The 25,508-nt window shown below is 51.8% G+C and carries 11 protein-coding genes and 3 riboswitches; of the genes, 5 read left to right on the top strand and 6 right to left on the bottom strand.

The genetic code is table 11. The features are described 5' to 3' along the window. Nucleotides 1–191 precede the first annotated feature (191 nt). Together ABD013_RS09175 and ABD013_RS09170 are read left to right on the top strand one after the other, a co-directional pair. A complete protein-coding gene (locus ABD013_RS09175) occupies nucleotides 192–1,604 on the top strand; it encodes a sigma-54 dependent transcriptional regulator (RefSeq protein WP_343805088.1) in 1,413 nt (470 codons plus the stop codon). An 826-nt stretch (nucleotides 1,605–2,430) separates the two neighbouring features. Beyond that, nucleotides 2,431–2,505: riboswitch (cyclic di-GMP riboswitch) on the top strand. A 73-nt stretch (nucleotides 2,506–2,578) separates the two neighbouring features. Beyond that, complete coding sequence (locus ABD013_RS09170; RefSeq protein WP_343805086.1) at nucleotides 2,579–3,928, top strand: Ig-like domain-containing protein; 1,350 nt, start codon at nucleotides 2,579–2,581, stop codon at nucleotides 3,926–3,928. Nucleotides 3,929–3,990: 62 nt separating this feature from the next. Here ABD013_RS09170 and ABD013_RS09165 read toward each other — a convergent pair whose 3' ends face one another. Both ABD013_RS09165 and ABD013_RS09160 read right to left on the bottom strand, forming a co-directional pair. After that, on the bottom strand, nucleotides 3,991–6,879 hold the full coding sequence (locus ABD013_RS09165) for an MSCRAMM family protein (RefSeq protein WP_343805084.1): 2,889 nt from the start codon (nucleotides 6,877–6,879) through the stop codon (nucleotides 3,991–3,993). A 77-nt stretch (nucleotides 6,880–6,956) separates the two neighbouring features. Next, nucleotides 6,957–8,315: a hypothetical protein gene (locus ABD013_RS09160; protein ID WP_343805082.1), complete on the bottom strand. Its 1,359-nt coding sequence runs from the start codon at nucleotides 8,313–8,315 to the stop codon at nucleotides 6,957–6,959. 722 nt (nucleotides 8,316–9,037) lie between these two features. Here ABD013_RS09160 and ABD013_RS09155 point away from each other — a divergent pair. Both ABD013_RS09155 and ABD013_RS09150 read left to right on the top strand, forming a co-directional pair. Next, a protein-coding gene (locus tag ABD013_RS09155) for an IS5 family transposase (protein WP_343805080.1) occupies nucleotides 9,038–10,010 on the top strand; the annotation gives its coding sequence in 2 pieces (ribosomal slippage) (nucleotides 9,038–9,772 and nucleotides 9,774–10,010; 972 coding nt in all). Nucleotides 10,011–10,665: 655 nt separating this feature from the next. Continuing rightward, a riboswitch (cyclic di-GMP riboswitch) is annotated at nucleotides 10,666–10,767 on the top strand. A 63-nt stretch (nucleotides 10,768–10,830) separates the two neighbouring features. Further along, complete coding sequence (locus tag ABD013_RS09150; protein ID WP_343805078.1) at nucleotides 10,831–13,461, top strand: Ig-like domain-containing protein; 2,631 nt, start codon at nucleotides 10,831–10,833, stop codon at nucleotides 13,459–13,461. 68 nt (nucleotides 13,462–13,529) lie between these two features. On the opposite strand, the gene ABD013_RS09145 is transcribed toward ABD013_RS09150, so the two are convergent. From ABD013_RS09145 to ABD013_RS09135, 3 genes are all read right to left on the bottom strand, one after another. After that, nucleotides 13,530–14,363, bottom strand: a complete 834-nt coding sequence (locus ABD013_RS09145) for a thioredoxin domain-containing protein (protein ID WP_343805076.1) — start codon at nucleotides 14,361–14,363, stop codon at nucleotides 13,530–13,532. Between the two features lie 161 nt (nucleotides 14,364–14,524). Beyond that, nucleotides 14,525–16,714, bottom strand: coding sequence for a prealbumin-like fold domain-containing protein (locus ABD013_RS09140; RefSeq protein ID WP_343805074.1), 2,190 nt, complete (start codon nucleotides 16,712–16,714; stop codon nucleotides 14,525–14,527). A 639-nt stretch (nucleotides 16,715–17,353) separates the two neighbouring features. Continuing rightward, entirely contained in the window at nucleotides 17,354–18,238 is an 885-nt protein-coding gene (locus tag ABD013_RS09135; protein ID WP_343805071.1) for a DsbA family protein, read from the bottom strand. Between the two features lie 664 nt (nucleotides 18,239–18,902). Then, a riboswitch (cyclic di-GMP riboswitch) is annotated at nucleotides 18,903–19,001 on the top strand. A 64-nt stretch (nucleotides 19,002–19,065) separates the two neighbouring features. Here ABD013_RS09135 and ABD013_RS09130 point away from each other — a divergent pair. Beyond that, entirely contained in the window at nucleotides 19,066–21,774 is a 2,709-nt protein-coding gene (locus tag ABD013_RS09130) for an Ig-like domain-containing protein (RefSeq protein ID WP_343805069.1), read from the top strand. A 177-nt stretch (nucleotides 21,775–21,951) separates the two neighbouring features. On the opposite strand, the gene ABD013_RS09125 is transcribed toward ABD013_RS09130, so the two are convergent. Beyond that, nucleotides 21,952–25,302: a DUF7507 domain-containing protein gene (locus ABD013_RS09125; RefSeq protein WP_343805067.1), complete on the bottom strand. Its 3,351-nt coding sequence runs from the start codon at nucleotides 25,300–25,302 to the stop codon at nucleotides 21,952–21,954. Nucleotides 25,303–25,508 lie beyond the last annotated feature (206 nt).

Genomic DNA, 25,508 nt, shown 5'->3' with positions numbered 1-25,508 from the left:
AACTATAGTGGCTTTTGACCCGATTCGTGGCCCCTTTCAGCTGTAATAACCGTGAATCAACATGAATATGCTGCAGGCATTCAAACGTTTGATTGACAATAAATACAGCCGCTTTTCATACAGTGTGACTACAATTGCAGTAGTGTAGTCCAAGCTCTGAATCAGGTTGTAAACCAACCGAGGTGACACACATGAATATTCACGATACCAAGGAGCGTAAATATCCAGAGACGGAACGGCCCCTGATACTGATCGACCTGTCAAGTCGCCCCCACCCTGAGCTATCGCCTGCCAGCTTTCAGGGCTGGCGCCTGTATCGCACCGATAGCCTGACAGAAGCGGAAGGCCTGTTGCAGGCCGAGCCCTTCATCGTCGGACTGGCCTGCTTTGACTGGAATAATGAAAGCAGTAACGAAGCACTGATCCACTTTTTCCAGAAGCACCATCAGGTCGCGTGGATCGCAGCCATCTGGCCAGAACAGCTGCAGGACATTGGCCTGCGCCGAATGTTGTTCGAAAACTTCTATGATTACTGTTCGCTGCCACTGGGTGACAACCTTGACCACCTGTCAATCGTCCTCGGCCATGCGTACGGGCTCTATCACCTGCAACATCTGGAAAGCCGTAAGCTGGAAAGTGACAATCCGTTCGAGATGGTCGGCTCCAGCCCCCAGATGCTGGATATCTTCGAGCAAATTCGCAAGGTCGCCCAAACCGATGCTACTGTCCTGATTACTGGTGAGAGTGGTACCGGCAAGGAACTGATCGCTCGTGCCATCCACCAGCGTTCAAGCCGACAGGGCCACCCATTCATTGCCGTCAATTGCGGCGCACTGCCGGAAAGCCTGATCCAGTCCGAGCTTTTCGGCTATGAAAAAGGTGCCTTCACTGGCGCCAGCCAGCGCCGGCTCGGCCGGATCGAAGCGGCTCACCAGGGCTCGCTGTTTCTGGATGAAGTGGGCGACCTGGCTTCCAACCTGCAAGCGCACCTGCTGCGTTTTCTGCAGGAAGGCACCATCGAAAGGCTGGGCGCCAACCAGCCACTTGAGATCGATGCCCGCGTTGTTGCCGCCACCAATATCGACCTGGAAAAGGCGGTCAAGGAAGGGCGCTTTCGAGAGGATCTCTTCTACCGCCTCAGTGTTCTCAACATCAAGGTACCGCCGCTGCGCGAGCGCGGCGAGGACAAGGAACTGCTGGCCCGCTTTTTCTTCAACAAGTTTGCCGGTGACCATAAAGGACAGCTTAAAGGTTTCACTCAGGAAGCGATTGACGCCATCAACCGGCATACCTGGCCAGGTAATGTGCGCGAAATGATCAACCGGGTACGGCGCGGCATGATCATGAGCGACAATCACATGATCACCCCGCAGGACCTGAACCTGGAAAGCAGCCTGGTGACATCGCAGGTTTCTCAGGAAGAGCTCAAAACACTGGAAGAAGCCCGAGCCGAAGCCGAACGCGTCGTTATCGAGCACACCCTGTCCCAATGCAAGAATAACGTCTCCAAGGCAGCCAAAGTACTGGAGGTCTCCCGCGTTACCCTCTACCGGATGATGGAGAAGCACCACCTGCACCATCACAAGGGCTCTCCGCAGCACTGAGACTGAGCCGCCCCCGCTCAGTCAGCTGTTGCCTTCAGCTTACAGCTTTACTCTTCCCTTTACTCTTCCATCTTGGTTAAAGCAAGCTAAGGCACTGAAATAAAAGCAGTCATCGTATTCTGGTCCGAAACCTGCTGAAAGCTAAAGACTAAGGCGAGGCTGCAGTCATGAAGCATTTGCGCAAGGCATTTTCAAACCACCGTCTCATCCGGAGCAGTCCGGAAGGTCCCCTGGATAGCCTGTCGGACCAGCCTGCCGAACAGGGTACCGATATGTCAGCGCCCCCCAGCCACAAAAGCCCTGCCACTTGGCAGCGACGCAAGCCATCCTTCCCCACCGAACCAACAGAGACCGTTCCCGGGCTTATAACGCTTTGGGATGAAATTGACGGAAAAAACGAAAACAAATTATAAGATTTTTTTTCATCCTGATTTAGCCACTCCTGCAAACCCAGCGATACACTTCAATAACAGGTGTCATTTTTAGAATACACATGCGCGACAAAAAACTCCTTTCTTATCAAAAATTTTACACTCAATTTTCCATTTCAGTGTTTGTAAATTTTTTGATACATAAAGTGTATTAATAAATTTAAAGTTGCCTGAAACCGCTCAAAGAAGTCCCATTAAGTTAACGCATTCTCCCTGATATTATTCACTTCAACTTTTTAATCACATAGATGAAACATAACCGGCCAGTAGAGGCAGATTGAAGCGCTCGGCTCGTAAGAAATTGTCTCTTATCTATACAAGATGATGCATTTTCGATTGCTGCTGCCTCCCTTGTGTAACACCGACTGTGCTGGTCGACTGATTTTCAAGATCCTCTCCCGAAAAGGCACGGCTCCTGTGAGCCACGCAAAGCCATGGGCAGGTTGATTCCTGCTTGCCAGGCTACCGAAGGAGAATACTCTGCTGCCAAGTGCTTGCTCGCATGAGGATCTGACTGAATTTACATCTTTCAGGAGAGACTTCATGCAGAAGGTTTCAAGCCCTCTACCCCGTGCAACGTTTGGTTTACACACAGCACGTAAAGCGCTCCCGGCCATCGCCATAGCCGCCCTGCTGGCCTCATCACCGGCTATGGCCGCCAAGCCGGCCGGCAAGGGCAAGGACTCCACCACTACCGACAACAGCAGTACTGCCAGCAGCCCCATGACACTGAAAGTCGAGAACTACAACTTTCGTAACCTGTCTGGCGACAACAGTTGTCTGGGTGAAGATGATCACCTGATCTGGGAAGCACTCGGCAGCCTCCAACCCGGTGAAAGCTTTTCCTTCACACCAAAATATCCGGCCTGCATTTACCATCCGGCTGCTATCAGCGTACAGCTTTCCTGGAGCGGCTCCGAACTTGAGCTGTCCAGTAACGTCCCCTATCGCGACTATGCCAGTTCAGATATCGAGCAAACGGGCAAAGCAGTCGTTGCCCCCGTTATTGGGAATACGGCACAACTGTGCATGTTCCCAAGCTACAAGCAGGAAAACATCTACTACACCATTACGATTACCAACGTTGGTGATACCGTGGCAGAAAACATCAAGGCAGACGGTCGTAGTGAGAACGATTGGGAAAGCTATTACTACAGCCGGTGCGTGAATGCGGATGCTGACCAGGATGGCTGGAATGATGCGCTTGAGCATACGATGGGTAGCCTGACACGCTATATCAGCTCCATCGACGGCGAGTCCCAAATGGATAAACTATGGGGCCCCAACTACCTGCGTGCCCAAGCTTCATCAATGACAGCACATGACGAAGTGGATAGCTATCCAGCTGACTTCAATGATGACGGGGTGATTGACGAGACGGACCTGGGCCTGATCTTGCTGCACCTCGGAGAAGGAAACGGCATACCGCTTGAACATATCAGTCCCAACCCGGGCGATGAGGAATACTTTTACAAAAACGTATTCGTGTGGCGCCGCTTCGATCTAAATGCAGACGGCCATGTTTCCCAAACCGATGCTGATATCGTAGAAGAACTGCTCGGCCAGACAGTACCGCTGGAGCGAGACCTTATTGCACCGACAGCGAAAATCACATCGCCAGCTGATGGCAGCCTGATCGCCAAGGGAGGGTATACGTTGATCAAGGGACATGTCTGGGACAACTCCAACATTACCCAGGTTGACTATCTGATTGACGGTAAGGTCGAGTGCAGTGCAAACCGCCCGTCGCCCAATTGGGGAACAGTCTCTCCATATTATCAATGTGGATGGCGCGTTCCCAAGCGTCAGGGCATCTATGATCTGGAAGTTCGTGCCTTTGATGCAGCAGGTAATGTCAGCACCAGCGAAACTGTTCAGGTAACCGCGCGGTAATATGCATAAAACGAAGGGCGGGAAATCCCGCCCTTCCATCAGTTGTAACTGATTAGTGCTGCTCAGGGGTCTACATAGATTGTGCAGGTGTAATACCCCGGTAGCAGATCGTTTGCAGTAGCGCTACCGTCGCCGTTTGCGGCTGTTGCGCCGGAAGCCACAACATCACCAGCTGCCGGATCGGTGCCTTTAACACATTTGATAGTTGAAGCTGTACCGCCATCAACCTGGGAGTCGACTGAAACGGTGATGTCAGTCAGCGGTGTATTACTGAAGCTCACAGTGGCTTCATTGCCATCATCACAGCTCGATACCAGGGTAACCGAGACGTCCTTGCTTTCATCCCCATCAGCCACATACCCTCCAGGCACTGTCTCTGTGACCGAGTAGTTACCCACAAGGCTGCTCACCAAAAGTCCGTCGTAGCAAGCTTCACCTGAGGCATTGGTAACAACATCAACACCGCCTGCCGCGAGCTCTCCGCCCTCGATGGTGAATGTAATACCTTCGTGAGGATGGTCACCTGCACCATCGGCCGCATGCTTGCGGGTTTTGGTAATCAGAATCGCGCCCTTCAGTCTTGGATTAACAAACGTCAGACTCAGTTCACCACCCAGGGTCACATCCTTACCGCATTGCGGATCGGCGTCACCGTACTTGGTCGGTTCCGGATTGGTGGTTTCAACCACACAATAGGTGCCCGGCGGCAGGATATTTTCGATGGTACATTCACCTGCCGTTGTGGTGCAGGAGAATGCGGTGGCCGCACCCGGCGTGCCTCCGTTATCTTCATGGAGAGTGAAGACCCATCCATTATCCAACAAGGCACCGGTTTCATCTTTCTTGTCGATGTTGATCTTGCCCGGTTTGCGCGGGTTAACGAACACCAGGCTCAGCTCTCCACCCAGGGTCACATCCTTGCCACATTGCGGATCGGCATCACCGTACTTGGTCGGTTCCGGATTGGTGGTTTCAACCACACAATAGGTGCCCGGCGGCAGGATATTTTCGATGGTACATTCACCTGCTGTTGTGGTGCAGGAGAATGCAGTGGCCGCACCCGGCGTGCCTCCGTTATCTTCATGGAGAGTGAAGACCCATCCATTACCCAACAAGGCACCGGTTTCATCTTTCTTGTCGATGTTGATCTTGCCCGGTTTGCGCGGGTTAACGAACACCAGACTCAGCTCTCCACCCAGGGTCACATCCTTGCCACATTGCGGATCGGCATCACCGTACTTGGTCGGTTCCGGATTGGTGGTTTCAACCACACAATAGGTGCCCGGCGGCAGGATATTTTCGATGGTACATTCACCGGCCGTTGTGGTGCAGGAGAATGCGGTGGCCGCACCCGGCGTGCCTCCGTTATCTTCATGGAGAGTGAAGACCCATCCATTACCCAACAAGGCACCGGTTTCATCTTTCTTGTCGATGTTGATCTTGCCCGGTTTGCGCGGGTTAACGAACACCAGACTCAGCTCTCCACCCAGGGTCACATCCTTGCCACATTGCGGATCGGCATCACCGTACTTGGTCGGTTCCGGATTGGTGGTTTCAACCACACAATAGGTGCCCGGTGGCAGGATATTTTGGATGGTACATTCACCGGCCGTTGTGGTGCAGGAGAATGCAGTGGCCGCACCTGGCGTGCCTCCGTTATCTTCATGGAGGGTGAAGACCCATCCATTACCCAACAAGACACCGGTTTCATCGGTCTTATCGATGTTGATCTTGCCCGGAATCCGAGGGTTAACAAACTCGTGATACTGGCTCTGATCAGCGGTCAATTCAAAGCACCACCAATCTGGATCGGCTTTGCTATAACCAGTTGGCGCCTTGGTCTCGACAACGCAATAGAATCCTGCAAATACATCTTTCCACTCGGCAAAACCTTCTACATCCGTTTCAACGGGATTGGTGATTACTGATGAAGGCACCATTGTATCCGTGCCAGGCTCATACTCACCCTGAACGCCAAGGTCGTAATAAAGCGTAAACTCCGCTTTATCCAATGCCCTAGCCGGATCAGAGTCATCTATTTTCTTGACCGTAATATTTGCACAGTTAGAAATATTTACCTGCTTGGACTCTATATAGTCCTTCATCTGTGAACTGAAACTATCAGATGATCGACTTTTCAAAGATGCATAACCAAAGGATGCACACTCACCGACTGTAAAAATCCCGCTGGCATAGAGGTCGATGCTGGCTTCACCGAACGTATAAGGATCAAGAGTACCTAATGAGTTTCCATTCGTATCCAGCACTCCGTCACTGTCTGCTGAAGAGCTGTTAATCGAGCCTATCGCATTACCGGCAAGGCTTGTCCGATTCCCCCAGCAGGGATAGCTATTACTGGCTTCGCATGCACCGTCGGCAGCCTCTACAAGCCATTCATACAAGAACAACTCCGGCATAACACCACCTTGCGCCAGCTTGTATTCGATCAGCAAGTCACCTGCCATACGAACTGGGAACCGATCACCGTTAGATGTTTCCGGGTAAAGTCCTTCCTCGCCTTTATTGAGCTCAAAATCCATCAAAGTCGTACCTGATGGATCTTGTACACGCGTCCACATCAGGTGAAGGTAAGCATGGGTCTCATCAATATTTTCCTGAAAATAACCAAAATGCTTCAAGTCACTTTTATTGTTTGGAATGCTGCCGGTTGTCGTATTGGGGTCAACGGTGTCCTCCTTGGTCCCCCCCTTAAATGAATTGTCACCACTGCCCGTCGGCTCATCTGCAAACACGGTGACTCCCGCTCCAACTCCGGACTCCCAGTCGATTGATGGCGAAGAGTGATCAACAAGAAAGTTGGCATCATCGTCGATTTCAAAATTACTTATTCCCAGCGTTTGGGAATTGGATGCCAACGCTATTGATGGAACAAGAATCATGGCCCCCATAAGAGACCAACCGATCGTGCTCCTCAATCTATTTGCTTTCATCTTTAGCCCCTCCATTGATAAGGCTATTCACTTATCCCGCATTAAATGACGCCGGGACCTTTCAAGCCTCCTGCATACTACCTGTCCCCTTTACGCTCCAATTGAATAAGTGTTTGATAGGCTCTATTCAATTCTTCACGTCCTATATCGCTTTCAACTTTCGTTCTCAAAACATCAACAAGATCCAGGCGAAGGCGTATTTGCTCTGAACTCAATGTCGATGAGCCGGTTCTAATTCCGTAAACAATCTGTCCTCCTCCTGGGGTCTTTGCTGTATATTTTGTAGAAGACGTAATGTAATAACTGGTATTACTTCTTATTGCGCTTATAAGCCCCTCATCTGGTGGCTCAAATTGAAAATGATATTTACCTTCAATTAACTGAGAAATTTGAGCCCACTTTGAATCCGGTATCAGGCCATCCGAAACACTATCAACCAGAATTTCCTGCGCGACCGGATACTCGGAAGACTGTGCCAATACCAGAAGTGAGAACTCGGAACTCACATTACCCTTAGGTTCCTGATAAACCCACCTTCCCAACACGGGAAGCCCCGTTCCATCAGGCAAGTTAGACAGGGTTAGAGCACCATATTTACCCCATCTAAGTTGCGAAATATCCTCCAGATCATCGGCCATCCTGGCATCACCATACTGACTAAACACTTGGAAAAGAGGCCCCAAATCAACGTCAGAATTTCCGTTCTTCTTCGTATAGTCAAAACTTTCACGCGCAGACCTTAGAATCTCTGAGGCATATAAACCAGGAGAATAATCCTCTAAAAATCGGCCAATTACTTCGATCTCATGCGGCTTTTGCGTTACCTTTAGCTCTCGATACAAGATGTTTTCTACCTGGTTTCCACCAAGATCATGCAGCACGGAAAAAAGCGCCAGACGCAGGGTTGGATAACCAAAACGCGATGCCAGCCCCATCGAGTTAAAGTCCACATCACTGCTGTCCATTAAATAGGCACTGATGGCAGGTAAAGCAGACACTCCCAACGCCCTCAAACGATCCAGATCATCCTGAAAGCGACTAACCTCCAGATCCGAGATACCCCAAAGTGACAACCCCTGATAGGACGCCAGTCGATTGAGCAGTTGCTCAGGAGACTCGCCAATTTTTTGATTTTGCAGGCGGGTAATCTGTTGATAAGCCTGTTGATCCAAACCCTCTGAAGCGGGCTGAGAACCGGGGCCAGATGCTGAACCAGGCAAGGCTTGTAATCCCTTCCGGTCCTCAATCAACTCGGTCTTGTCAGGCTTTTCGAACGTACCGCTCAACCCCAGGTGCAACGCAAGCAAGTAGCCAGCCAAAATACAGGCTAGAGCACATCCAATGAGATCCCACAATGAAACATTGAAGAACCTTGCCAGTAGCGAATGCCTCTTGCTGTGTCCGATTCCCACACTCGGTTGATGATCGATATGCATTTGGCGTTGCTCCCTCGCTATCCACTCTGCAAAGAGTTACCTGCTGCGAACAGCTGCCATATCCATGTGTCTCATGTCCATGCTTTTGGATCCTGCTATACGCAGCTGTAATCTGATCTAGGCAATAGACGTGCCACCCTCATATCCAATTGATTTATATAGAACTTAATTGAGTCGAAGCGACTTTGAAGGTGTATTTTTGTTAACCGTCTGAAACGAGAGGCGGGATCAGTGTTCAGATCATGTCTAATCATTCGCTGAAATTGGATCAGGAATACCCTGAGCTACCCTGTGTACAGCAATGATACAAAAGGAAAACAGGCGAAACGCAGTTCACGCTTTGCCCTGCTGGAGTTTGTCCAGATTCTGAAACGTGTTGGAGTGGAGCGAACGATCAGGAAGTCTTACCGAAAGCACGAGATCACATCGCTACTCGGTACACCCTGAAGATCAAATACAGGGTTATGAAATAGATCATCTGGTCTATCAAAAGGCCGTTAGCAAGTTCATTCAGACAGGCGCCCCTTGAAGAAATATTGCATTGCCAGCGCAAACCAGGAACGCCACCAGAATCGTTCGCTATTGAGTATCAGGACGATTTCAGGATGCGTAACAGCCAGAAAACCCTGTTACTGCCGATAGGAAAAGAGAGATCTAGGGAACATGTGAACAAGTCCCCCGCATGAGACAATCCCCTGCTCAGGCACATTGAGGATAGTTGGATGGATCAGCAGCTCACCTTTGCTGACAGCGAGTTCAGCAACAAACGCCGTCAGACTCGTAAGGAGAAGTTTCTGGGGCGGATGGATAAGCTAATCCCATGGGCCCGTCTCGAAGCGGTTATCGAACCTCATTACCCCAAAGCAGGCAACGGTCGCCGACCGTACCCGTTGTCCACGATGCTTCGGATTCACTGTATGCAGCAGTGGTACAACCTGAGTGATCCAGCCATGGAAGATGCACTGTACGAGATCGCATCCATGCGACTCTTTGCGGGCCTGTCACTGGACAAGGCGATACCTGATCACTCCACCATTCTGAAGTTTCGGCACCTGCTGGAACAGCACGGTTTAGCTCGCCAGATTTTTGAAGAGGTGAACCAGTTGCTATCGGAAGCCGGTGTCCTGCTCAAAGAAGGTTCGCTGATTGACGCCACCATTATTGAGGCTCCGAGTTCGACCAAAAACAAAGCCGGCGAGCGTGATCCGGAGATGCATCAGACCAAGAAAAGCAATGAATGGCACTTTGGAATGAAGGCGCATATCGGTGTTGATGCGCGAACCGGAGTCACTCACAGTTTCACGACGACAGCGGCTCATGAGCACGATCTTAATCAGGCCGGTCATGTACTGCATGGTGATGAGGCCTTCATCTTCGCGGACGCGGGATACCGTGGCGCGGAGAAACGGGATGAGTTGAAGCATGTTCGAGCTGATTGGCACATCGCAGAAAGACCGGGGGACACTCCAAGCTCTGAAAAAGCATCCCCGCATCAACAAAGTCAGAATCCGTACCGAATATCTCAAGGCGAGTGTGCGGGCAAAAGTGGAGCATCCCTTCCGGATCATCAAGTGCCAGTTTGGTTTTGTGAAAGCACGTTATCGCGGACTGATGAAAAACGACGGCAAGTTGGCGATGCTATTTGCATTGGCGAATGTCGTGCGTGTAGATCAGATGTTGCGAGCGCAGGGTTAATCCGTCTGAAGTGCCTGAAAAGGCTGCTCGTCGATGGACAAGTACAGGATAGTAACGCCTAAATTAGGCTCAGTTGCGGTGATTGCTGGTAGTCACGGAAATTGGAACTTAATCACAGGTTCCCTAGGTACCTCTTTGGCTGGGCAATGCCCCCTTCAGCCACTCTGGACTAACAATCTATAACAAAAAATTCTAAAAAAATCAGAGACAGCTTTGAAGAATTTTGTAAATTCATCGATACACTTTTATTTCTTAACTGTTACCAAAAACCAACCAAAAACCAACCAGCCTCCAAATAAACAGTAATTTATGTTTCAATAATTTAACAAATAACATCATAGGAAGTTTTACTGTAACTTAAATGAACCATTTTATATGAGTGTAAGAATAATTAACAAAAACCATCCCCCTTAACGCAGAGTATTCAGCTTGTTATTATTACCTTCGACGAGAAATGCTCCAGGCCTTATACATATTCTCTGCCACCAAGTTGAGTATTTCACAGAAATAACACTTATCTCACCATGGCTGTAAAGATAGCCATACAGTGTTGTTCTGAATGAAGCCTTAATCCCAATACTGCAGGGTTTTCAAGGCATATTAAAAGCGGTCATGACGCGTCGCCATGACTGTAAAAACATGAATTCCTGATCCTCTACCGAAAAGGCAAAGCCCGTATAAACGGGTGGCGCAAAGTTACGGGGCCGGATGGTTACAAAGCATCGCTTGTACCGGAAAGGCTAGCCGAACTACCGAAGTAGAGACGCGCCCTTGTCGCCGCTGGAGGATCACTCCGACTATCAATATTCAGGAGAGATCCATGCGCCTTGATCGGCACACTTTTGCTCGCTCATTGATGACCGCTGGTATCGCCACGGCACTAAGCTTCACCTCCCTGCCCGCCTCCGCAGCAGCAGACCTTGCACATCAGCACGCACAGGCTGTTACTTCTGCAGTGTCAACCACTGCTGCCGAAGCCCGTCAGAAAGCCTACGACCACACCCAGGCACTGATGGCTCTGCAGAAGCAGTGGGCCAATGCAAAGGGAGCCGATAAGTCACGCGCATTGGAACAGCTGAAAGCCAAGGCGGAAGAACGCCGTGCTTTCTTACTCGATCTTGCCAAATCACATCCTGAAGAAGTTCTGCGAGTCGCCATCCCCGATACCAATCAGCTGGGGATGCCGCAAGAGATTGCTGAGCGTCTGGAACAAAGAATCGAAATTACCGGCGAGTCGGAAGTATTCTTCGAAGACTACGCGGATGGTTCGCACCAGCTGCGCCGTTTTGTGAAAACTCCCTTCGGCGAACGTTTCGAGCTGCGTACAGCGGGTAAGCAGACCGAATTACATAGCGGTGAAACTGTATCAATCGATGGCATTTTGCTTGCCGCCGCTGGTGACGGCTCAGATGGTGCTTTGGTTGCTGCTGATGAATCCGTTGTTACTGCCGAATGCTGTACAGCGGACAGTACCAGCAGCACACCTCCTCCTGCAGGCGCCTATACATATGGCGAGCAGAAGGTTCTGGTAATGATGGTCAATTTCCAGGATAAAGCCGAGCAACCCTGGACCAAGGAGCAGGTTCGGGATGTGGTCTTTGGCACCACCAATGAGTTTTACCTCGAAAACTCCAAGGGTAAAACCTGGCTAAATGGCGACGTCGCCGGCTGGTTCACTCTGCCGATCAGCAGCACAACCTGTGACCAGTGGGCACTGGCAACTGCTGCAAACGAGGCCGCTACTGCGGCCGGTATTGATACGTCGGCCTACCGCCGACTGGTCTACGCCTTCCCCAAAAATGCCTGTGGCTGGACCGGCCTTGGAACCGTGGGCGGCTACAACTCCTGGGCATGGCTGAACGGTTCAGCGACACCCTATGTTGCGGGACATGAACTGGGCCATAACCTGGGCCTGGGGCACTCTGGTGGCCTGGAGTGTGGCAACGATGTGATCGAGGGTAGCTGTTACAACGCAGGTTATGCCAACCGCCTGGACATTATGGGCAGCCCCTATACAGGCCACTTCAATGCCTTCCAAAAAGAGCGCCTGGGCTGGAATGACCAGGAACTGCTGACCATCAGCAGCAGCGGTGACTACAGCATCGCGCCTTATGCCGACAGCACTAGCGGTATCAAGGCACTCAAGGTTCTGCAAGGCACCGATGCTGCGACAGGACAGCAAAACTGGTACTACATCGAGTTTCGTCAGCCGGTTGGCTTTGATAGCTACATTTCAGCCGGAAGCGAGTTGGTTGATGCCGCAAATGTTATGAATGGTGTATTGGTCAACCGTGGCAACCTGTCAGTTTGGGACAGCAGTCGTCTGTTGGATATGACACCTGAGAGCATTGCCGGGAGCTATTACGACTTCATTGACCCCGCGCTTGAGGCTGGTCGCTCCTTCGTAGACGCAAACGCCGGCATTGAAATCACTACCAACTGGGTGGATAGCACCCAGGCCAATGTATCCGTGACCGTAGGGCCTCAGGAATGCCTGGAGGCATCACCGACAATCAGTCTGACGCCCAATAGCAGCGACTGGGTCGCGCCAGGCACGGCTGTCGATTACTTAGTCACTGTATCAAACAATAACAGTCAGGCTTGTTCCGCGACAACCTATAGCCTGAACAGTGCAGTACCGACCGGCTGGGGACTGTCCTGGGCAAGCCAGTCTCTTAGCCTGGCGCCAGGTGAGACCGCCAGCACCAGCTTCACGGTCACCTCGGCATCAACCGCGGCGGACGGTTTTTACGATATCCCCGTGAACGTCGCAGGCGGCAACAACGAAGCGACTGGAACTGTTACCTATGTGGTTGCATCTCAGCCAGCCAACAGTGCTCCGGTAGCCCAGAATGACAGCGCTCAAACGACACAGGGTACTACCGTTGTGATCAGTGTGCTTGCGAATGACTCTGACCCGGATGGAGACAGCCTGACTGTACAGTCATTGAGTGGTGTAAACGGAACCGCAAACATCAATCTGGACGGCTCGATCAGCTTTACACCAGCCAGCGGGTTCAGCGGTACTGAAACCTTTGTCTACACCATTACCGATGGTCAGGGCGCGAGTGCCAGCGCCAGCGTGAGCGTCACGGTCAATGCTTCAGTGGCAAATGAAGCACCTGTTGCCAACGACGACAGTGCGCTTGTGGCAAAGGGAACACCTGTCACCATCGCGGTACTGAGCAATGACAGCGATCCCAATGGCGACGAACTGAGTGTTGCCACAGTATCTGGGGCGTCCAAAGGCAGTGTCAGCATTAATGCGAACGGTACACTAACCTACACACCAGCCAAAAGCTTCAAGTCTGATGATTCCTTCAGTTACACCGTGACAGATGGCAAACTGAATTCGACAGCAACGGTGACCATCTCGCTGGATTCCGTTTCCGATAATACCGGCAGCACAGGTAACTCGAGCAACGGCAACGGTAAAGGCAAGAAGTCCTGACCCACCAGCATAGGCGCGGGATCAGCCTCCGGGCTGCTCCCGCGTTTACCTGTTTTGACGCTGGCTAGTTAACGGTTCAAAAAGAACTGTATTTCTCTCGCAAAGGCATCAAATGGTTGAGCACCGTAAAGGTAGCGTTCGACCCTGACAGTCCCGGGGTTTGCAGGATCCAGTGCCCCGATAAAAAAGAAAGGCGTCCCGCGCACGCCGGCTGACACCCCAAGGTCAAAGTCGGACCGAATCCGGGATGCCGCTCTCCCCTCTTCCATGCATGTTACAAAACGAGCCGTATCGATACCGACTGAGGCCGCAAACGCTTTTAGATCACCCATCGAAACACGGGTCTGGTTTTGAAACAGCAGATCATGCATCGGCCAATATTTTTGCTGTTCGTCTGCGCACTGTGCTGCCATCGATACTCTAGGCGCCAAAGGATGCAGCTTCTGTATCGGAAACTCTTTCATGACGATCCTGAGTTTTCCGGTATCAACAAGCTCTGTTATCAGGCGCGGGTGAGTCTGCTCGAAATGCCGCCGGCAGAATGGGCATTGATAGTCTGTGAATTCGATCAGAACCACTGGCGCATCCTTACTGCCCAGGTATGGAGAGCCACTAATCATCATCTCCATCGGCAATGAAGGGGTCACCGGCGGTGTTACTGATTTTGCCTGGCTACTGTCAGTCTTTTGCAACTCCATCAACATCTTCTTGAGCTGAACCAGCTCCTCCCTAACAGCATTTTGCTCCTCCCGTAATGCCTTCAACTCTGCGTGAACGGCTTGCAGCTCGCTTTCATTTTCAGGCTCAGCTGAAGCCAGAGGGCTATACATCAACATCAGTACCAGCCATGTAGCCCCCAAAAGCAAAGGGGCTCCTGTGATCGAACCTCCCGGTATGCTCATAAGTTCCCCCTGTTTATCTGTCAGGAACAAAGCCAGCCACCACTCCCACTAAAGACTAGGCCGCCATTTCAAATATGACGAATATTTTCTGGCGACAAAAAAGCGGCGGCCTTATGGCCGCCGCAGTTTCAGTACTGTTGATTGCCCATAGCAACCACTTCTTAACTACCCGGAGTACAGGCAGCTGCAGCAACAGGGATGTTAGTAACCGTACAGGTTACATGTTCACCTGGTAACAGTGATGGGATTGTCACGCTGGTGCCTGAACCTTGAGTTGCACCGGTATCGTCGCAGCTCCAGTAGGACTGGAACCCACTGATTGGGCCAATGGCGGTGTTTCCCGGACCATTAGCGACAGTCTCACCAACCAGTACCGGCCCGTAAGTGGTAGTTGCACCAGAGCCCGAAAGCACGGTTGTGATATTCACAGCACCTGTGGTGCCGCCATCTCCCTGGGCCTCGGTCTCATAATCCACCCCGTCATTACCGTCATCGATAAGCAGGTCAAAGGTTGCCAGGCTGCCACCGGTAACTTCCTTGTTGACCGTAACAGTCGGCCTGCGTACGTTGATGATTGTACAAGACTTGCTCTCACCCGTACCCACATCGACGGTGCTGGAGGTACCAGCCGCATCGACACAATCCCCGGTAACACTGCTGGTATAGTCAGCCAAGTCAGTAGCTGTTCCGGCAATCTCATCAATGGTGTAGGTTCCCGGTGTTACCTGCAAAGGTCCGAACCCTCCGCCATCACCGACATTTTCAGCCTTGGCAACGCCATCAAGTCTCAGGGTAAACAGGCCTCCATCGGGATCAGCGCAAGCGTTGACGATATCCTTGACAGCAGCAACCTCACCCAGCGCCTGGTTGGTGAACCGACAGGTAATATTCTCGCCAATATCCAGATCAATATTGAAGGTACCTGGGTTACCAGCCGTTATCGGGCTAGCTGGTGATACGACCGGATAGGTCGAACCACCATCGGTATCCCCACTACAGGTCATACCGATCAGTTCCCAGCCTGCCGGGACAGTTTCGGTAGCGTCATAATCACCGGCCACCACATCAGTAAAGGATTTACTGGCGGGGGTATTTACGGCGGTAGTGGTCAAATCAAAGTTGCCACCCTGAAGGGTAGTCGTCTCAATGGTAAAGGTACCGGTATCACCCAGTGTTACCTTCTCGATAGTCACACTACCGCAGATATCCACATCAAAGATCGCATAGTCATGCAATGATGCAGACAGCGAAGTAGATGAACGAGTTTCGACAAGCACCTTGGCGAAGCACTCACCAGAACCGGCAGCGATGATCTGCGCCACGTTTTCAGACCACTGGTTCGTCGGCAGCTCACCAATCAGCGGCTTACCACCCTTGCCCGTAGCATTGGAGTCACTGGTTTCCGGTTGCCAGGCAGGAAAGATGCTAAAGCCCTCGTTGTTCTCACCGCAGGCTGCACTGGTAGCGTGCGCGCCTGAGCAGTTGGCCCCGCTAAAGATTAACGGCAAGGTTTCATCACCACTTTCGGGGATACCGTCGCCACCGTCAGTCCAACGGAATACGTTTACGGTTGCGACTACACCACCCTGGCTGAACTCAGATACCACCAGCAAGTCACCGTCAAGGTGCGTACCGGTAAAGGCCGTTGCCGATCCGCTTGAAACACAACCGACATTATCATCTTTCAGATACCAAACCCCGAGGTTCGCTTCACCATCATTACTGTCGCGGGAACCTGCAGCATGCGCATGGATATTGCCAATAGCATCAGTGTAGAAGGCAACAACACCTTCCTTAAGGTCCAGTTTGTTGGTGACGTTCGACTTTCGAACACACTCCCAGGTGTTGGAGTCGCCACCAACGCCCATACCCAGGCCCGGTGCACCACCGATTGGCCGCTCATCCTTGTTGTCGGTTTTATGGTGAGTCCAGTCAGCCTCCATGCTATCGCTGTAAAATACCTGTTCGAATGCGTTAGTTGCTGAGTCGGAATTGGGGTCATAATCTGTATTGAATAACCCACCGGCCCAACCAGCGCCACATTCTGTTATGTACTTGGAGGTTGCAGGCTCGTTGAGTGGCAGCCTGATATCCCCCGCTGCCTTCGCACATTCCTGCAGGAAAACGGTATCGGCATCCTCACCAGAAGGCGGTGACATGACGTAAATACCATCACCATAGTCACCCGGCGAGCCCGGCCCTGCTCCAGGACCAGGTGCAGTACTGTCTGCACTGTCACCATCAACCTCGTAAGGGAATTCATCCGCGGCTATCGCATTTAACGATGCCGCACCAAGAACAGCTCCCAACAACAATGCCGGGAGCTTTTTACACAGCTCGAACGTTTGCATGTTCCACCTCCGAAGCCACCCCAACCTTATGCTGTGGTAGCTAGAAACGAAATCAGGCCTCATGTATTGCTTTGCGGATCAAGTACCTTGATTTCAGGTGGTTAGTTTCCTCTCCCTGAATCCGGCGGCTTCAATCTGTCCCAATGCCCATTTCGCTGATTGCCGTATAACGATTTTCCCGACAATACGGTGACCAGAGCAGAAGCTGCCTTCGACGGGAACACACAAAGTGCGGTATGGCAGTCCGGCGCTCCCCTTCAGTTTCAGACGCGGCAAAAGCCGTACCCAATCCTGCTGCCTACCTAGAGGCAAGGGTTGTGCCAAAATAATAAGCCATTGAAAGTATTGAGATAATCAGAAAAGGGGCGATTTGGTTACGAAAGGACTCGTTAACAAGGCCGTACAATAACGCCTCATGGCATGGTAACCCTATGAAAATACAATGTTTTCATTGTGTCACCCTACGGCAGCGCGGTGAAACATACACCCAGATCTACGCATCAGGTTCAGAAACCCTAGTGTTTCTGAACCTGAATTTGCCAGCGTACGGCTTCATGTTTCAGGTGTGCTCAGGCGTTTACTCATTCCGTGCGTTCAACACACACTGTTAATAAGCACAATTTATCGAAGAAGCAGACCTTACTGGGTGGACTCTGAGACTGTGTCTGTTGATTCAGATAGCATTTTCTTTATTTCACCTTCAAATACCCTCACCGGCAGAGCCCCTACTTTGAGAACAGCCTGTCCGGTTACATTGTTCACCAGAACACTGCCAGGGGTACCGGTAATCCCCAGCTTTTTACCTTCCATCAACTCTTCCTGAACCCGCTCGGCATATTTGCCACTGTCGAGACACTGCTGGAATGATGCTCCATCCAGCCCAAGCTCCTCGGCAAGTGGAACCAACTGATTCAGAGGAAAGCCCCGCCCACCGGAACGAGTGCGCTGATAAATGGTGTCTGTAAACCTCCAAAAGGCTTCATCACCACCCAGCTCAGAGATGCACTCTGAGGCTTCCGCCTGCTTCTGTGCTCCGGGGTTATGAAAGCTAAGCGGGAAGTGCCGATAGACCCAGTTGAGCTGGCCATCGAACTGCTCTACCAGCTTCTTGGGGGTAGCGTGAAAGCGCTTGCAGTAGGGGCATTCAAAATCCGAGTATTCAATCAGGGTAATTGCGGCTTTCGGGTCACCATAGAGGTGATCTCGTCCCTCCGTATAACGCCGCACATTCTGTAAATTTTCGGCCGCAAGCCTTTCCTGTTCAAGACGGGCTTGCTGTTGAGCTCTCGCACGGGCTTCTCTTTCACGGGCAACATATGCCTCAATTCCAGCATCGACCTCCTTCTGCAGAAAGTCGCTGTCCTTCAATTCCTGCATGACGGCCGCTTTGACCTGCTCGACCAGTGCCGGGTCCGGTTCTGATACTTCATCTGCTTGAGCAGGCGGCATAAACATCAGCACTCCAGCAGCCAAGCACCCAAGGGCTCTCAGGAAGATACGTGAAGTCAAAGCTGGCAGATTCATCTTTCCACTCCCTACATATCACTTTGTAAACAGAGCTTGGCCAGGGCAGATCCGGTAAGGTTTTCCAAGAGACTGTTAGTGGTTCGAAACACCCATTATCGCCTGCTATACCCAGCCAGCCGGGTCTACCTAAGGATAGTCCAGCAAGTGTACGAATGCTGTGAGGAACACCATGAAAAGACATATAACAAAATAATCTAAGCCATTTTCAGCCTCGATTTTTCATGCGATGTGTTCATAAAATGAAACAAAATAGTTAAAGACACGTCTTTCACAAAAGACAAAAACAGTGATTTTTTGATAGTTTCAATAATATTTGTTTCACCAAATTAACAAAAATTCACTTTTCAAATATGTTTATGTAACGCCAGCGTTTCAACTTTTATTTATGTATGAAACCTTAACATAAAATCCCCCCTTAACTCGACAGTTACGCCTTGTTATTATCCCCTCGAACAAAAGCTGACAACTGCCCTATACAAACAGTCAAGCTTTAAACCGCGTTATCTCATTGAAATAACACCATTCCAGTTCATGGAAGTAACACTGAAGAAGAATTGTTTTATTAATGAAACATTAACGCATTATCCGCTGACTGACCCGGGCAGAGAAAAAAGCCGCCGCCCAACTGCAGTGGCTGTTGAACAAAAGAATTACTGATCCTCTACCGAAAAGGCAAAGCTCGCATAAGCGGGTGGCGCAAAGTCACGGAGCCTGGGTGCAAAACCTTGCTTGTACCAATAAGGCCGGCCGGACTACCGAAGTAGAGACGCGCCCCTTGCCGCCGCTGGAGGATCACTCCGATTATCACTATTCAGGAGAGATCCATGAGCCTAGCTCCCCGCACTTTTGCTCGCTCACTGATAACCGCCGGTATCACCGCGGCACTTGGCTTCACCACCCTGCCCGCCCTTGCAGCGGCAGATCATGCCCACCAGCATGGCAATGCAGCTGTTACCGCGCCCAACGCCAAGGCAGCAGAAGCTCGCCAGAAAGCCTTCGATCACACCCAGGCCCTGATGGCTTTGCAGAAGCAGTGGGCCAAATCAAAAGGTGCTGACAAGTCACGTGCATTGGAACAGTTGGTTGCCAAGGCAGAAGAGCGCCGTACATTCCTGCTTGAGCTGATGGAAAGCAATCCTGCTGCTGTACTGGGTGCGGCCATTCCGGAAGAGAAACAAATAGGCATGCCGGCGGAAGTACTGGAGAAACTAGAGCAGAAGCTTGAGCTGGAAGGTGAACTGGAATCGACCTACCTGGACAATTTCGAAAAGCCTGAAATGTCACGCCTGAAGCATGAACTGAAAACGCCGTTTGGCGAGCGTTTCGAACTTCATTTCGCAGGCAAAGCCCCGTCATTTCCGTTTGGAAGCGAAATATCTGCATACGGGCTGCTGATCCCAAAGGGTAACGTCCCCGCCATCAATGGTTCGGTCGTCGTCGGTGGTGAAAATGATGACGAGTACCCGGTTGCCTACGCAGGTGCCGATGGCAGCGTCAACAACACACTCAGCAGCATCGCTAACGACTCCCTCGGTGAAGTGAAGACTCTGGTCATGCTGGTGAACTTTCAGGACAGGAAAGAAGAGCCTTACACACGTGCGTTCGCTCAGGACCTGGTGTTCAACCAGGTCAGTGACTACTACAAGGAAAACTCCTACGGGCAAAGCTGGCTGGCTGGCGATGTCACGTCCTGGATGACCATGCCAATCAGCTCCACCGACTCCTCGGTCTGTTACGGCACTTATCTTTGGGATGCCGCGGATGCCGTTGCTCAAAAAGCAGGCTATGACATCAGCACATACGACCGCCTGGTTTACGTCTTCCCGGCCGTAAATTGCGGTTTCAGCGGCGCGGCCCAGGTGGGTGGTACGCGTACTTCCATCAATGGTAGCCTGAAGCTGAAGACCACTGCGCACGAACTAGGCCACAACTTCGGCCTGACCCACGCGCACTCGCTGTACTGCAGCGACGGTAGCAGCATCGGCTCCGGCAGCCCCAGTACAGCCTGGGGCAACGAGAAATGGACAAACTGCAACCAAGCAGAATATGGCAATACGGTCGATGTGATGGGCGACTCCCCTTCCGCTCACTTCAATGCGGGCAAAAAAGAGGTACTGGGATGGCTAGAGTACGGAAGCTCACCCGATATTACCGAGATTACGTCAAGTGGCCGCTACGAAATCGATGTCATGTCGAGCCAATCCTCCAGCAGCCGACCGAAGGCACTGAAGGTGCTGAAAAGCACCAACCCGGACACCGGTATAAGTACTTGGTACTACATAGAATTTCGCCAGCCCATTGGTTATGACAGCATTCTGGGTAAGAGCTATACCAGTAGCCTTGTTTATCCTGAAAATGTTACTAATGGTGTCGTGATCCACGCAGTCTATGGCTCGGGCACAGACTGGCTGCTGGATATGACTCCAGACACCACAATGCTCTACCCGAGAGACCCCGCACTGGTGGTTGGTGAGACATTTAATGGCCCGGATGGTGGCTTCAGCATCACAACCGTATCCACCGATAGTACCAAGGCTGTTGTCGATATCAGTCTCGATGGTGAAGCACCAACCGTACCGACCTGCACACGCACCAACCCGAGCATAGCTTTCAGCCCGGCACAAAGTAACTGGGTCACCTCAGGTACCACTGTGAACTACGGCGTCACCGTCACCAATAATGACAGCACCGGCTGCAGCAGCAGCAGCTTCAACCTGAGCAAGAGTGGACCTTCCGGCTGGAACCTGAGCCTGGCCAATTCCAGCCTCTCTGCTGCTCCTGGCGAAAGCGTCAGTACAACACTGAGCGTGACATCTGCAGCAGGCAGCAGCAACGGCTTCTACACCATCAACGCAGCCGCAGCTAACGGCACCTATAGCACCAGCGGATCAGTGACCTACGTAGTTGATAACCCGGAAGCCGTTAATACAGCCCCCGTGGCAACGAATGATACTGCGAGCACCACAGAGAATACGGCTGTGACCATTGATGTGCTGTCCAACGACAGCGATGCCGACGGTGACAGCCTCTCGATCAGCTCCATCAGCGGCGTAAACGGCAGCGCGACCATCACCAGCACCGGAGCGATCCGCTTTACACCAGCTAATGGCTTTACCGGTACCGAGACCTTCAACTATTCCGTATCAGACGGTAAGGGCGGCAGCGATACCGCGACTGTCAGCGTCAATGTCACTGCCGCCAGTACCAACAGCGCGCCTGTAGCACTCGACGACAATGCAACCAGCGATGGAAGCAGCTCTGTGACCATCACCGTACTCGGTAACGATTACGATCCCGATGGTGACAGGATCCAAATCACCTCTGTATCACAGCCGGCAAAAGGTGCCGTCAGGATCAACGCCGATGGCACCCTGACATTTACGCCAGCGAAGAACTTCAGAAAGGGCGACAGCTTCGGCTACCGCATTAGTGACGGTAACCTGAGTGCGACCGCCACGGTCATTATCACCGAAGCACCGCAGGATAGCAGCAACGGGAGTGGAGGTAACAAAGGCAAAGGGCCAAACAAGTAATTCCACTGCCACACTCATGGATCGGGCCAGAGAGATTAGGAAGCCGAGACAGGGATGACCTCGTGATAACGGCACTTAACGACGCGTACAGGAACATGAGTTGAAAAAGGGCGGTGCCTTTCGGCATCGCCCTTTTTTTCTTCCGCTCAGGTGTCATCCTTGAACGCCTTCAACAGATCAGAACAGGTACTCCGCACGAGACAGCGGGCAGTCGCGTTCATTCGCTTCAGCCAACTTGTAGTGCAGAGCCTGGCGGTCATCTTCACTACCGTTCCAGGCATCTTCTACCCACTGGAGTATCTGAGCTTCAGTATAAGCGTAGTCAACGTCACCCACAGAGTTCAGCAAGGCCGCCACACTGTGTCGGAGCAGAGCTTCACTGTTGGTATTGCCACCGCTTTCCAAGGCTTCGAGCAAGGTGATGTGTGGACCGGCACCAAATACTTCATCGTAGTACTGGTACGGGTTATACACGAGCCAATTGCCGAAGTGATGGGTTTGCTTCCAGTACCCCGGTGTACAGCCTTCCAGCGCCTTCTGAACCTTCACAGGTTCGCAGCGGCTATCAGAAGAAGCCGCGTACACACCATCGCCACCGTAGCTGGCCATGAAGGAGAACTCATCGCCAGAGATAGTCACGATCGACAAAGGCGGCTCGGCATCCAGGGTTTCCGCGATAGCTTTCGCATCATTAGTAGCATCCGCCCTAAGGGCCGCAGACACTGTCTTAACAGGCTCACCCTCACAGGCAAGGCCCATGTAGAGTTCGAAAGTAACAGTACCTGTTGGATCGTACGGAGCCAGGCCCAGACCTGTCACTTCCGCCCAGTCATGAATCACTGTACCCACAGGGATCTCGATACCACCATTGGTGTCGTAGCTGACGATGTTGTGCAGATCGTCATGCACCTCGGTGGTAATTGCTGACGGGTTCAGCTCGATATCAAGCAGCTCACAGGCGCTGGTGGACGAGTTAAAGTTCTCATCTGCCGGCACGTAAACCGCCTGGTAAGCAAGTTCACCGCTGCCAATATCGGTGATTTCATGGGCTGAAGACTCAGCATAGCCATTCACGAGCGCAGCGTTTTCACTGCTGGCAATAACCTGAACTGCGCTTTCGCAGGCAGCGTGGCTTTCGAAGAACAGGAAGTCCACTGAGCCTGTCGGTACGAGGCTATCGATCGGGTTCAACTGGCTAACCAACGCCGAGTCATGGACCACAGTACCGACCTGAACACTGGTGTTCTGGATATCGATACTGACCGGATCAGAACTGTGCGACGCATTCGGCTGGCCTTCGTGGATGTAGGTCACCGTTTGCGTATCACGTTGCAGGCCGGTAATCGGCTCACATGCGTGGCTTACACTGTTGAACACACCATCACCGTCATAACTGACCAGCCAGCCCAGTGTGCCAACCGGCAGAGCGAAGGTGTTGGTTTCAGCCTCGCCCCCTGCAAGCGACAGTGTCAACGGGTAGACATGGCCATCCGGGCCTGCGCCAATGATCTCGTTCTGCAGGCATGCACCGTCTGCAAACAGTCGAATAGTCAGATCACCGGTCGGGGTGATCGGAGCAATCGAACCACCGCTGGCAGCAGCCGTTGCGTCAGAGACATAGGCATGATCATGGATAGGCGTGGTTGACGGTACCTGACCAAAGGTCACGTCTACATGAGGCCCTGCATCCGGATTATCTTCCAGAAGGTCAGCATGAACCTCTGTCAGGATATCTGCGTCACGCTTGATGACCGGACATTGATCCGTAGAAGCATCCTGCTCCAGCTCATTCGGGAAGCCATCCGGCTGATACATAGTGGCAAAGGAGTTGACCACATAACCGGTTGCCGCATCTGCAGCTGTCGGTGTATACGGAACCGTAAATGTCACTGTAGCATCATCCCAAGCCAGTTCACCGGCACCGGCAGCTACAGCAGCCGCTTTCACGACAGCGTCACCCAAGAGTGCATCGGTCAGTGTTTGCAGGAACAGGTTCGGAGAATCATCACTGCTGGTGTTGTCGATAGAGAAGCGGAATTCTTTCTCAACACCTACGATCCACGGGTTGCTTGCATCCACGCCTTCCGGGCAGTACTTGGCAAGCACATAGGAAGGCTGGAACAGGTTGACCTCATGATCATCTTCAGCTGTGAACTCCAGTGAAGCAGGATCAGCAAACTCCGTATAGACAACCGTTACCGTATTCGGAAGCGGGTCGGGATCGCTGGCCTGTACAGTGCGAGTCAGTTCGATCGTACAGGTTTCTTTCGAAGCCAGGCTGTCGCCACAATCACTGCTGTCGATGTATGCGTTGGTTCCGTCAGTGAGATCACCCAATACCGTATCGGTAATTGACTGCTTGTAAAGAGTCGCTCTACCGGTGTTTTCCACAGTGATGGTGTAACTTACTGGGTCACCCACCTTACTGAGCAGATCGCCCGTTTTATCCACGGCGATGCTACAGAGCGGGAAATTACCAAAGGCAAAATCCTTCAGCTGTGCCGTTTCGGACTGAGAGGAGCGTGTTTCAGCAAGAAACGTCGTGAAACAGCCAATCGGACGTCCGAAAACTTCATCATAATCCAGGCCAAATTCCACAAAGGCAGCCGATTCATACATGTAGCTTGTGGGATCAGTTGGATTGTTTGCGACCAGAGTATTGGCATAGTCGAAGATCGGATCTTCACCAAAGGTCTCGCCAGGCAGGAGTTTATTGATCACACCACAGACGCCATCAGCCGGACCCACTTCAGCACAATCCAAGCCCGAAAACATCAGTACTAATGAGCCTGTGGCATCGTCTCCCTGCCACTCATAAACATCAATGTCACCAACTCTGCCCCCCTGGGTGTAGGCAACAGCGACAAAGATATCACCATTACTATGTTCACCGCTGAAAGTACCGGTATCATCCACTGGCGGATTGAGTCCTACAGGCTGCCGAAAGAACCAGAAGCCCGCATTGGAATCACCGTTAACCGAGAAGGTGTCCAGACCAAAATACAAGAGGGTATGCCCATCACTGGGATCCTCATACGCTGCAGCAAAGGCATTCACAATATCGTTTTTGTCTGGCACCTGATCCTTCACAACCTTGTACTTCCAGGGGCCATCCTGAATACCGTTGGTATCCTTTGAACCACCACCGGTAAAGAAGCTTACTTCAGGGGTTCTCAAGGGCACGAACACTTCGACACCTGCGGCATCGATTGGATTGTTGGCAAATGTGTCTTCGACAAATGACCGCGCAAATGACGAGTCATTTTCGAGATAAACGTTTTCCCAATCCTCCCCATCTTGGGCATCATCCTTAGTGTTACCGTCACCCACAAAAAGTGGTGGCGGGTCATTTTTTTTATCTTGGTCACCTTCAACCCCTGGACGGGTATCCAGTTCGAAGACATCTGCATCATGAACGGCATATACCAGAACTGGCGCAGCTACCAATGACATAGCCGCCGCCAGTACCAAGGGCGACATGAGCGTTCGTCCCAGCTGTCGCAACTTCCAAGAAAAAGACATTTTCATGTCTCACCTCCCTTGGCCGTACCCCGCTCACTCTTTGGGGATGGCCAATTGCGTTTTGCCGCCGCTTGCGGCCCGGAGACTGATCGAGCGGCTTTGGCTCGAAGATTTTCCGTTTTCTTGTGATTAGCTCCAGACAGAAACAGGCCGAATCAATAAAGGCAGGGCCTCCTATTGCATTTCCCCGGTCTGTCCCGCTACACAAACGG

The sequence above is a fragment of the Marinobacterium maritimum genome, assembly GCF_039523155.1.
GTDB lineage: Bacteria > Pseudomonadota > Gammaproteobacteria > Pseudomonadales > Balneatricaceae > Marinobacterium > Marinobacterium maritimum.
Note: the sequence above shows the minus strand (reverse complement) of the source record. Positions and strands in the feature narration are given on the sequence as shown.

What these genes read in the sequence shown, in the direction of transcription:
- ABD013_RS09150 (WP_343805078.1), top strand. Translation starts at nt 10,831, where the DNA reads ATGCGCCTTGATCGGCACACTTTTGCTCGCTCATTGATGACCGCTGGT.
- ABD013_RS09125 (WP_343805067.1), bottom strand. Translation starts at nt 25,302, where the DNA reads ATGAAAATGTCTTTTTCTTGGAAGTTGCGACAGCTGGGACGAACGCTC.
- ABD013_RS09140 (WP_343805074.1), bottom strand. Translation starts at nt 16,714, where the DNA reads ATGCAAACGTTCGAGCTGTGTAAAAAGCTCCCGGCATTGTTGTTGGGA.
- ABD013_RS09160 (WP_343805082.1), bottom strand. Translation starts at nt 8,315, where the DNA reads ATGCATATCGATCATCAACCGAGTGTGGGAATCGGACACAGCAAGAGG.
- ABD013_RS09130 (WP_343805069.1), top strand. Translation starts at nt 19,066, where the DNA reads ATGAGCCTAGCTCCCCGCACTTTTGCTCGCTCACTGATAACCGCCGGT.
- ABD013_RS09145 (WP_343805076.1), bottom strand. Translation starts at nt 14,363, where the DNA reads ATGAGCATACCGGGAGGTTCGATCACAGGAGCCCCTTTGCTTTTGGGG.
- ABD013_RS09170 (WP_343805086.1), top strand. Translation starts at nt 2,579, where the DNA reads ATGCAGAAGGTTTCAAGCCCTCTACCCCGTGCAACGTTTGGTTTACAC.
- ABD013_RS09175 (WP_343805088.1), top strand. Translation starts at nt 192, where the DNA reads ATGAATATTCACGATACCAAGGAGCGTAAATATCCAGAGACGGAACGG.
- ABD013_RS09165 (WP_343805084.1), bottom strand. Translation starts at nt 6,879, where the DNA reads ATGAAAGCAAATAGATTGAGGAGCACGATCGGTTGGTCTCTTATGGGG.
- ABD013_RS09135 (WP_343805071.1), bottom strand. Translation starts at nt 18,238, where the DNA reads ATGAATCTGCCAGCTTTGACTTCACGTATCTTCCTGAGAGCCCTTGGG.